General features: G+C 69.1%; 9 protein-coding genes. 6 read left to right on the forward strand and 3 right to left on the reverse strand.

Features of this window, described 5'->3' with window-relative positions; all coding sequences use genetic code 11:
• The first annotated feature begins 373 nt into the window (after nucleotides 1–373).
• The 5 genes from ACIBX3_RS41775 to ACIBX3_RS41795 all read left to right on the forward strand — a co-directional run bounded on the left by ACIBX3_RS41775 (nucleotide 374) and on the right by ACIBX3_RS41795 (nucleotide 7,439).
• Nucleotides 374–3,997 (forward strand): nitrate reductase subunit alpha, encoded by a 3,624-nt coding sequence (locus ACIBX3_RS41775; RefSeq protein ID WP_397126138.1) that lies wholly within the window; start codon nucleotides 374–376, stop codon nucleotides 3,995–3,997.
• Nucleotides 3,997–5,547 carry a nitrate reductase subunit beta gene (gene narH, locus ACIBX3_RS41780; protein ID WP_397126125.1) on the forward strand — a complete coding sequence of 517 codons (1,551 nt, stop codon included), beginning with the start codon at nucleotides 3,997–3,999 and terminating at the stop codon, nucleotides 5,545–5,547. Before ACIBX3_RS41775 ends, narH begins: the two co-directional genes overlap by 1 nt.
• On the forward strand, nucleotides 5,544–6,257 hold the full coding sequence (gene narJ, locus ACIBX3_RS41785) for a nitrate reductase molybdenum cofactor assembly chaperone (protein WP_397126126.1): 714 nt from the start codon (nucleotides 5,544–5,546) through the stop codon (nucleotides 6,255–6,257). The genes narH and narJ overlap by 4 nt, the downstream gene beginning before the upstream one ends.
• Nucleotides 6,254–6,967, forward strand: a complete 714-nt coding sequence (gene narI, locus ACIBX3_RS41790; protein ID WP_397126128.1) for a respiratory nitrate reductase subunit gamma — start codon at nucleotides 6,254–6,256, stop codon at nucleotides 6,965–6,967. The genes narJ and narI overlap by 4 nt, the downstream gene beginning before the upstream one ends.
• Nucleotides 6,968–7,214: 247 nt before the next feature.
• Nucleotides 7,215–7,439, forward strand: a complete 225-nt coding sequence (locus ACIBX3_RS41795; protein ID WP_397126129.1) for a hypothetical protein — start codon at nucleotides 7,215–7,217, stop codon at nucleotides 7,437–7,439.
• A gap of 95 nt (nucleotides 7,440–7,534) precedes the next feature.
• On the opposite strand, the gene pflA is transcribed toward ACIBX3_RS41795, so the two are convergent.
• Together pflA and ACIBX3_RS41805 are read right to left on the reverse strand one after the other, a co-directional pair.
• Nucleotides 7,535–8,314 carry a pyruvate formate-lyase-activating protein gene (pflA, locus tag ACIBX3_RS41800; RefSeq protein WP_397126130.1) on the reverse strand — a complete coding sequence of 260 codons (780 nt, stop codon included), beginning with the start codon at nucleotides 8,312–8,314 and terminating at the stop codon, nucleotides 7,535–7,537.
• Entirely contained in the window at nucleotides 8,311–8,769 is a 459-nt protein-coding gene (locus ACIBX3_RS41805) for a glycine radical domain-containing protein (RefSeq protein ID WP_397126131.1), read from the reverse strand. Before ACIBX3_RS41805 ends, pflA begins: the two co-directional genes overlap by 4 nt.
• Nucleotides 8,770–8,904: 135 nt before the next feature.
• Between ACIBX3_RS41805 and ACIBX3_RS41810 the strand changes: the two genes are divergently transcribed.
• Nucleotides 8,905–9,183 carry a hypothetical protein gene (locus ACIBX3_RS41810; protein ID WP_397126132.1) on the forward strand — a complete coding sequence of 93 codons (279 nt, stop codon included), beginning with the start codon at nucleotides 8,905–8,907 and terminating at the stop codon, nucleotides 9,181–9,183.
• A gap of 14 nt (nucleotides 9,184–9,197) precedes the next feature.
• On the opposite strand, the gene ACIBX3_RS41815 is transcribed toward ACIBX3_RS41810, so the two are convergent.
• The gene (locus tag ACIBX3_RS41815) at nucleotides 9,198–9,425 is read right to left on the reverse strand and encodes a Tn3 family transposase (RefSeq protein ID WP_397126139.1); all 228 of its coding nucleotides are present in this window, start codon (nucleotides 9,423–9,425) and stop codon (nucleotides 9,198–9,200) included.
• Between the last annotated feature and the right edge of the window lie 105 nt (nucleotides 9,426–9,530).

The raw sequence follows: 9,530 nt of genomic DNA on the forward strand, positions 1-9,530 counted from the left end.
CCTCCGCCGATCAGCCTGCAGCGGGGCGTGTGCCTTGTGGCGCACGGCTCATGCCTCGACGCTATCTGGCCTGGGTCGGCGGTCAGGGTCGAAAGTTCCGACCGGAGCGCGGTCGTCCACCTGTGCGGTCCGGTGCCGTTCACGCGCGACATGCGCGGTCGGCTGCTGCGGGCCGGGATGGTGCCCCCGCGACATCCACCATGAAGTGTTCGGCCCGGACCTGTGACTGAGGGTCGGATGATGGTCCATCGGGCCAGCGGCAAGGGACTTTGGTCCCTGCCGTGGATGGGCGGCGAGCGCGAATCTGGAGCCATGTCCGCTGTTGCCGCCGTGGCGAGGAAGACCTGTGACTGATATCGACTCCACCCCTGGCATGGGGCCGTTGCTCGCCGCCCGTGCGTTCTTCACCAAGTCCGAGGTATCGGCGGACGGCCGTACCCTGCACCAGATAGACCCCAGCGGCTGGGATCGCTTCTACCGGGACCGGTGGGCGCACGACAAGGTGGTTCGCTCGACGCACGGCGTGAACTGCACGGGCTCGTGCTCGTGGCAGGTCTTCGTCAAGGACGGGCTGATCACCTGGGAGCACCAGGCGACCGACTACCCGTCGGTGGGGCCGGAGTCGCCGGAGTACGAGCCGCGCGGCTGTCCGCGTGGCGCGTCGTTCTCCTGGTACACCTATTCGCCGTCGCGAGTGCGTTACCCGTACGTGCGGGGCGTGCTGCTGGAGATGTGGCGCGAGGCAAAGGCCAGGCTGGGTGATCCGGTGCTGGCGTGGGCGGAGCTGACCGGCGACCCGGAGCGGGCTCGCGCCTACAAGCGGGCGCGGGGCAAGGGCGGGTTCGTGCGCTCCAGCTGGGACGAGGTTGTCGAGTTGATGGCCGCCGCGCACGTGCACACGGTCAAGCAGTACGGCCCGGACCGCGTGGTGGGCTTCTCGCCGATCCCGGCGATGTCGATGGCGTCGTTCGCGGCCGGGACGCGGTTCCTGTCGATGATCGGCGGCACGCTGCTGTCGTTTTACGACTGGTACGCCGACCTGCCGATCGCCTCGCCGCAGGTGTGGGGTGACCAGACGGATGTGCCCGAGGCCGCCGATTGGTGGAACTCCCGTTACCTGATCATGTGGGGGTCCAACATCCCGGTCACTCGCACCCCGGACGCCCACTTCATGACCGAGGCCCGCTACCAGGGCACCAAGGTGGTGGCGGTCAGTCCCGACTACGCCGACAACGTCAAGTTCGCCGACGACTGGCTGGCGCCGCACCCGGGTACGGACGGCGCGCTGGCCATGGCGATGGGCCACGTGACGCTGACCGAGTTCTTTCGCGACCGCCAGGTCCCGTACTTCACCGACTACGTCCGGAAATACACTGACCTGCCGTTCCTGGTGACGCTGGAGCCGCGCGGCGACGCGTACGTGCCGCGCCGCTTCCTGACCGCCGCCGACCTGGGGGAGCAGAGCGAGAACGCCGAGTTCAAGACCGTCTTCCTGGACGAGCAGACGGGTGAGGCGAAGGTGCCGAACGGTTCGCTGGGCTTCCGCTGGGGCCAGGAGGGCGAGGGCCGCTGGAATCTCGACCTGCACGGCGCGGGCCCCGCGCTGACCCTGTTCGACCGGTCCGGGCGCGCGGTCGCCGTGGACCTGCCGCGTTTCGACGAGGGCGCCACCGAGGGCGGCTCCGTCATGCGCCGCGGCGTGCCGGTCACCGAGGTGGCCGGCAAGCTCGTCACCACAGTCTTCGACCTGCTCATGGCCCAGTACGGCGTGGCCCGCGACCTGCCGGGGGAGTGGCCGGAGTCGTACCTGGACGCGAGCCAGCCGTACACGCCCGCGTGGGCCGAGGAGATCACCTCGGTGCCCGCCGCCACGATCGCCAGGATCGCCCGCGAGTTCGCCCGCAACGCCGAGCGCACCCAGGGCAAGTCGATGATCGCGATGGGCGCGGGCACCAACCACTGGTTCCACTCCGACCAGATCTACCGCTCTTTCCTGACGCTGGTGCTGCTGACCGGCTGCCAGGGCGTCAACGGCGGCGGCTGGGCGCACTACGTCGGCCAGGAGAAGGTCCGCCCGATCACCGGCTTCCAGCACCTGGCCTTCGCCTTCGACTGGCAGCGGCCCACGAGGCACATGGCCGGCACCGCGTTCTGGTACCTGGCCACCGACCAGTGGCGTTACGAGCAGTTCGGGGCGGGTGAACTCGCCGGCCCGCTCGGCTCCGGCGCCTTCGACGGCAAGTCGTTCGCCGACTGCAACGCCCAGGCCGCAAGGCTCGGCTGGCTGCCCTCGCACCCGACGTTCAACCGCAACCCGCTCACCCTCGCCGACGAGGCCGCCGCGAAGGGCGTCCCGGTGGCCGAGCACGTCGTGAACGAGCTGAAGTCCGGAAATCTCCGCTTCGCTGCCGAGGACCCGGGCGACCCGGCCAACTTCCCGCGCGTGCTGACCGTGTGGCGGGCCAACCTGCTCGGCTCCTCCGGCAAGGGCAATGAGTACTTCCTGCGCCACCTGCTCGGCACCGACGCCGAAACCCGTAACCAGGAAGGGCTGCACCCGGCCGAGGTGACCTGGCGCGACGAGGCCGCCGAAGGCAAGCTCGACCTGCTCACCGCGATCGACTTCCGCATGACCTCTACAGCGCTGTTCTCCGACGTCGTGCTCCCGGCCGCCACTTGGTATGAGAAGCACGACCTGTCGAGCACCGACATGCACCCGTTCGTGCACGCCTTCAACCCGGCCATCGCCCCGCCCTGGCAGACCCGCAGCGACTACGACGCCTTCCTCAGCCTCGCCGACCGCTTCTCCGAGCTGGCCGCCGATCACCTGGGCAAACGCACCGACGTGCTGGCCGTCCCGCTCACCCACGACACCCCCGACGAGCTGGCCCAGCCGGGCGGCCGGGTACGCGACTGGAAACACGGCGAATGTGAGCCGATCCCCGGCAAGACCATGCCGAAGATCATCACGATCGAGCGCGACTACGCCGCCGTCGGCGAGCGCATGCGCTCCATCGGGCCGCTCTTCGCCGAGTTGGGGCTGACGACCAAAGCCGTGACCTACCGGGTCGGCCCGGAGCTCGACTATCTGGCCGGCAAGAACGGCACCACCGGCGAAGGACGCGTCTCGCTGGACACGGCCGACCGGATGTGCGAGGCCATCCTCGCGTTGTCGGGCACCACCAACGGCCGCCTGGCCACCCAGGGGTTCGAGAGCCTGGAGCGGCGCACCGGCACGAAGCTGGCCGACCTGGCTGCCGAGCACGAGGGCAAGCGCATCACGTTCGCCGACACGCAAGCGCGGCCGCAACCGATGATCACCTCGCCAGAATGGTCCGGATCGGAGACCGGCGGGCGCCGCTACTCCGCCTTCGTCATCAACGTCGAGCGGGACAAGCCCTGGCACACCCTGACCGGGCGCCAGCAGTTCTTCCTCGACCACGACTGGATCATCGAGCTGGGCGAGCAGCTGCCCGCCTACCGGCCACCGCTCAACATGAGCCGCCACTACGGCGAGCAGGGCGACGGCGACGGAGCGGCCGAGGTCACCGTGCGCTACCTGACCCCGCATTCGAAGTGGTCGATCCACTCCGAATACCAGGACAACGCCTACATGCTGGCCCTGTCGCGCGGCGGCCCCGACATCTGGATGAGCGTCGAGGACGCCGCCAAGATCGGCGTCGCCGACAACGACTGGATCGAGGCCTACAACCGCAACGGCGTGGTGGTGGCCCGGGCGGTCGTCTCGCACCGCATGCCGGCCGGGACCGTGTACATGTACCACGCGAAAGACCGCAACGTGAACGTGCCGCTCACCGAGAAATCCGGGCGGCGCGGCGGCGTGCACAACTCCCTCACCCGGCTGCTGCTCAAACCCAACCACCTCATCGGCGGGTACGCGCAGTTCACCTACGCCTTCAACTACTACGGCCCGACCGGCAACCAGCGTGACGAGGTCACGGTGATCCGCCGCCGCGGCCAGGAGGTGACCTACTGATGCGCGTCATGGCACAGGTCGCGATGGTCATGAATCTGGACAAGTGCATCGGCTGCCACACCTGCTCGGTCACGTGCAAGCAGACCTGGACCAACCGGGACGGCGTCGAGTACGTCTGGTTCAACAACGTCGAGACCAAGCCCGGCGTCGGCTACCCCAAACGCTATGAGGACCAGGACCGCTGGCACGGCGGCTGGCAGCTGGATGGGCGCGGCCGGCTCAAGCTCCGCGCCGGCGGCCGCGTCAAGCGGCTGCTCAGCCTGTTCGCCAATCTGGATCTGCCGGATCTGGACGACTACTACGAGCCGGCCACCTACGACTACGACACCCTGATCAACGCACCTGCCGGGCCGCACGTCCCGGTCATCCGCCCCAAGTCGGCCATCACGGGGAAGGACATGGCGATCACGTGGGGCGCGAACTGGGAGGACGATCTGGGCGCGGCCCCCGAGCACGCCCCGGCCGACCCCAACCTCGCGGCCATGGCCGAGAAGGTGAAGATGGAGTTCGACAAGACCTTCATGTTCCACCTGCCGCGCATCTGCGAGCGCTGCCTCAACCCGGCCTGCGTCGCCGCCTGCCCGTCCGGCGCGATGTACAAGCGCGAAGAGGACGGCATCGTCCTGGTGGACCAGGACCGCTGCCGCGGCTGGCGCATGTGCGTCTCCTCCTGCCCGTACAAGAAGGTGTACGTCAACCACAAGACCGGCAAGGCCGAGAAGTGCACCTTCTGCTTCCCCCGCATCGAAGCCGGACAGCCGACCGTGTGCGCCGAGACCTGCGTCGGCCGGCTGCGCTACATCGGCCTCATCCTGTACGACGCCGACGCCGTCCTGGACGCCGCCCGCGTCGCCGACCCGCGCGACCTGCTGGAGGCCCAGCGCAAGGTCTTCCTCGACCCCGACGACCCGGAGGTGGCCGCGGCCGCCCGCGCGGGCGGCATCAGCGAGGACTGGATCGCCGCGGCGCGGCGCTCGCCGATCTACCGGCTGGCCATGCGCTACCGGGTGGCGCTGCCGCTGCATCCCGAGTACCGCACGCTGCCCATGGTCTGGTACATCCCGCCGCTGTCGCCTGTGCTGGACGCCGTCACCGGCGTGGGCGCCGACGCCGACGACCCGGACAACGTCTTCCACGCCATCACCGACCTGCGCATTCCCCTCGAATACCTGGCGAGCCTGTTCTCGGCCGGGGACACCGAGGTCGTGGCCGGGGTGCTGATGAAGCTGTCGGCCATGCGCTCCTACATGCGGGCCCGCACCATCGACGGCACCGTCGCCGAGGACCTGCTGGAGTCGGCAGGGATGACGGCGGCCGACATGGAGGAGATGTACCGGCTGCTGGCTATCGCCAAGTACGACGAGCGCTACGTCGTGCCCGCCGCCCACCGCGAGGACGCCGCCGCGCTGTCCACCCAGGCCGACGGATGCAGCCTGGACGGCGACGGCGGACCGGGCATGAGCGAGTTCCACCCGGCCGGCGTGACCGGCCGCCGCAGCGACGGCCGCTTGGGCCTGAAGCTCTTCGTCGGTAAAGGAGGCAGGGCGTGAAGCTTTTGTCCTGGCCCCGCCAACACACGCCTGCCCAGCGCGCCGACCAGGCCAAGCCCGTCGGGAGCGGGCGGCCCGAGCTCGAGCCCGAGGAGCGGGCGATGCTCCTGCGCCTGGTGTCGCTGCTCCTGCAGTACCCCGACACCGATCTGATCGCCGCCCGGGACCAACTGGGCGAGGCGGTGAGCAAGCTGCCGGAGTCGGCGGCGCGCGAGTCGTTGACGCGGTTCGTCGAGTGGTTCCGCGACACCGGGCCGATGGCGCTGGCCCGCGCCTACGTCGAGACCTTTGACCTGCGCCGCAGGTCCAGTCTCTACCTCACCTACTACCTGCACGGCGACACCCGCCGCCGCGGCATGGCCCTGCTCACGCTCAAGCAGCGCTACCGCGTGGCCGGGCTCACCCCACCCGAGGGTGAACTGCCCGACTTCCTGCCGGTGGTCTGCGAGTTCGCCGCCCTGGCCGGACCCGCCACCGGTGAGGCGCCGCTGCGCCAGCACCGCAAGGGCCTGGAGCTGATCCGTACCGCGCTACACGACAACGGCTCGCCCTACTCGCGAGTCCTCGACGCCCTGTGCGCGGAGCTGCCCGACCTGTCGGCGGCCGAGCGCGTCGCCGTCGCCGACCTCGCACTGGCCGGACCGCCCGCCGAGGAGGTCGGCCTGGCCCCGTACGGTCCGCCCCTGAACGAAATGGAGGTAAGACCGTGAACGTCGCTCTCTGGGTCGTCGTCCCCTACATCGCTCTGACGATCTTCGTCGTCGGTCACGTCTGGCGCTGGCGCGTCGACCAGTTCGGCTGGACCACCCGCACCACCCAGGTCCTGGAGAGCAGGCTGCTGCGCCTCGGCTCCCCGCTGTTCCACCTCGGCGCTTTCGCCGCCATCGGCGGCCACGCGCTCGGCCTGCTGGTGCCCAAGAGCTGGACCGAGGCGATCGGCGTCGACGAGCACCTCTACCACGTGGTGTCAGTAAGCGCCGGGACCGTCGCCGGGGTGATGGTGGTGGTCGGACTGGGGCTGCTGCTGGCCCGCCGCTTCACCAGCCCGCGCGTACGCCGCACCACCACCCGCGCCGACAAGCTTCTGTTCGCCGTCCTGACCGTGGTAATCCTCCTCGGCATGACCGCGACCGTCGGCAAGAACCTGCTCGGCGGCGGCTACGACTACCGCGCCACCATCGCCGTCTGGTTCCGCGGCGTCCTCACCTTCCGCCCCGACCCCGACCTGATGACGGATGTGCCGCTGATCTTCCAGCTGCACGCGATGTCGGCCTGGCTGCTCGCCGCGATCTGGCCGTTCACCCGGCTCGTCCACGTCTGGTCGGCGCCCATCGCTTACCTGTGGCGACCCTACGTCGTTTACCGGCGCCGGACCCCACGCGCCGTCGTCCCAGGCGTTTCCACGGGAGCAAGGAAATGAGCGTCATCACGCTGCCGGCAGTGGTGCTGCTGGGCGCCGCCGGTGCCGCCCTGCTCACTACGAGCACCGCGCTCGGCTTCGCCGGGTACTGATCATGGATTCGCGACACGAAGGCAGAAGGCCACGCCCGCTTCCAGCACCCTACGACGGGATACTGACCGCGTACGCGGTCGCGCTGACCGGCTCCTCTTTGGCCGCATCCAGTAGAGCAGCCTACTTTCGCCGGGTTCGCGGCTACCTGGCATGGATGGCGGCGGTCTCGGCCGACGGCCCGCTGGCGAGCGAGCCGCTGGCCGACACGATCGCGGCCGTCCGAACCGCACACGCCTACCACGGCCAGATGCGTGCCCGCTACGCTCCCCGCACGATGAACGGCCTCCTTGCCGCCGTCGAGGACTTCCACGACCGTCTCCGGTTGGGCCCGACCGGTATACCGCGCGAATCACCCACCCGTCGGCTGGTATCTCCGTGAGGATGACCGGCGGTCAGTTTCCTGATCGGGAGAGCCGATAGGCCTGTAGCAGCACCTGGCCGTGCTGCCGCGCGAAGCCGCCATCACCGCCATGCTCAGGCGGTGATCACGCCGTGCGCGCGGAACTGTGCGTGGACCCGGCTCAGCAGCGCGTGGTCCGGCGGTGCGACGTCGGCGAGTGGGAAGCGAATGCCGAGTCGCCGGTACTTGGCGGCGGCCATGCGGTGGAAGGGCAGTACGTCCACCCGCTCGACGTTGTGCAGGCCGGACACGAAGCGGGCGAGCCCGTCGACGTTGCGTGGGTCGTCGGTGAGGCCGGGAACCAGGACGAACCGGATCCAGGCAGGCTGGCCGAGATCGGCGAGGCGGCGGGCGAAGCGCAGTGTGGGCTGAAGCGGGCCGCCGGTGACGTGCCGGTAGGTGGCCGGGTCGAAGGACTTGATGTCGAGCAGGACCAGATCGGTGTCGGTGAGCATGGCGTCAGTGGCGTTGGCGCCGAGCAGACCGGAGGTGTCCAGCGCGGTGTGGAGGCCGCTGTCGTGGCAGTGGCGTAGCAGGTCGGCGGTGAAGCGAGGCTGCAGGAGCGGTTCACCGCCACTGAGCGTCACGCCGCCGCCCGCAACGCTGATGAAGCGCCGATACTTGTCGATCTCGGCCATCACCTCGTCGGTGGTGACCTGGCGCCCGTCGCGCATCCGCCAAGTCTCCGGGTTCTGGCAGTACAGGCAGCGCAGGGAGCAGCCGCTGGTGAAGAGGACGAAGCGGGTGCCGGGGCCGTCCACGCCGATGGACAGGTCCCACGAGCTGATGACGCCCGTGCCCGGTGCTTGCAGCGGGTGCCGCAAGCACCGGGCGGGCTGCGTGGTGGTGTTCACAGCGATCCGTGGAAGGTGCGGTTGACGACGTCGCGCTGCTGTTCGGGGGTGAGGCGGACGAAGTTGACCGCGTAGCCGGAGACGCGGATGGTGAGTTGCGGGTAGCGGTCGGGGTGTTCCATGGCGTCCAGGAGCACAGCGCGGGTCAGCACGTTGACGTTCATGTGGAAGCCCGCGGCGTCGAAGTAGGCGTCCAGGACGCCGACCAGATTGTCCACGCGTTCGGCCGACGTGCGGCCGAGTCCTTCGGGGGTGGTTGTGGTCGTCAGGGAAATGCCGTCGAGTGCCTGGTCGTAAGGGAGTTTGGCGACCGACAGGGCGGATGCGATCATTCCGTGGCGGTCGCGGCCGTTCATCGGGTTGGCACCGGGGGCGAACGGCTCGCCGGCGCGGCGGCCGTCCGGGGTGTTGCCGGTGTGCTTGCCGTAGACGACGTTGGAGGTGATGGTGAGCACTGACTGGGTGTGCTCGGCGTCGCGGTAGGCAGGGTAGCGGCGGACCTTTTGGCCTGCCAGTAGGAGTGGAACGGCGAACCGGGCTTGGTGTCACATCCGTTGACACGGTAGGTCTGACCAGGCCAGTCTTGCCCGATGGCGGATTCCGAGGGTGTGGCGTTCCTGCGTGCTGATGTTGATCGTTTTTGCCGGGAGATCGCCGACCTGGCGCCTGCGGTACGGCTGCGCCGGTTGGCGGAGCTGCGCGCGATGCTGGAGGAGGTGACCGGCGCGGCGCTGATGGTGGCGATGGCGGACGCGCGGGGTGAGGGGTGGGGCCTGCGCAAGATCGGTACGAGCGCTGGGATCTCGCATGAGCAGGTACGCCGGATGCTCGCCGAGGGCCTTCCGGTTCGGGAGCATCCGGCGCGCTGAATGCGAGGGTGGGGTTACTCGGCCGGCGGGGGCGTGCGCAGCGGCCGCAGTTGTCCGTCGCGGACCAGGTCGGGCAGGGAGAAGCTGTAGCGGCCGAGCATGTTGAGATGCTCAAAGCCCAGGGGTGAGAGTCGGGCGATGTCGGCGGCGGAGATCTTCTTACCCTCGGCTCGCATTTCTTCCAGGGCGCGGGCCGTATAGACCGTATTCCACAGAATGCAGACGTTGGTCATGAATCCCAGTGCGCCGAGTTGGTCTTAACCGAAATGATCTTGAAGCTCTCTGGCATGTCGGATGGCGGGAGCAGCTCACGCTTCGTGACCGGGAAGAATCTTGGTTCTGTGGTC

It is taken from the genome of Nonomuraea sp. NPDC049480 (genome assembly GCF_044465905.1).
In the GTDB taxonomy this organism is placed as follows: domain Bacteria; phylum Actinomycetota; class Actinomycetes; order Streptosporangiales; family Streptosporangiaceae; genus Nonomuraea.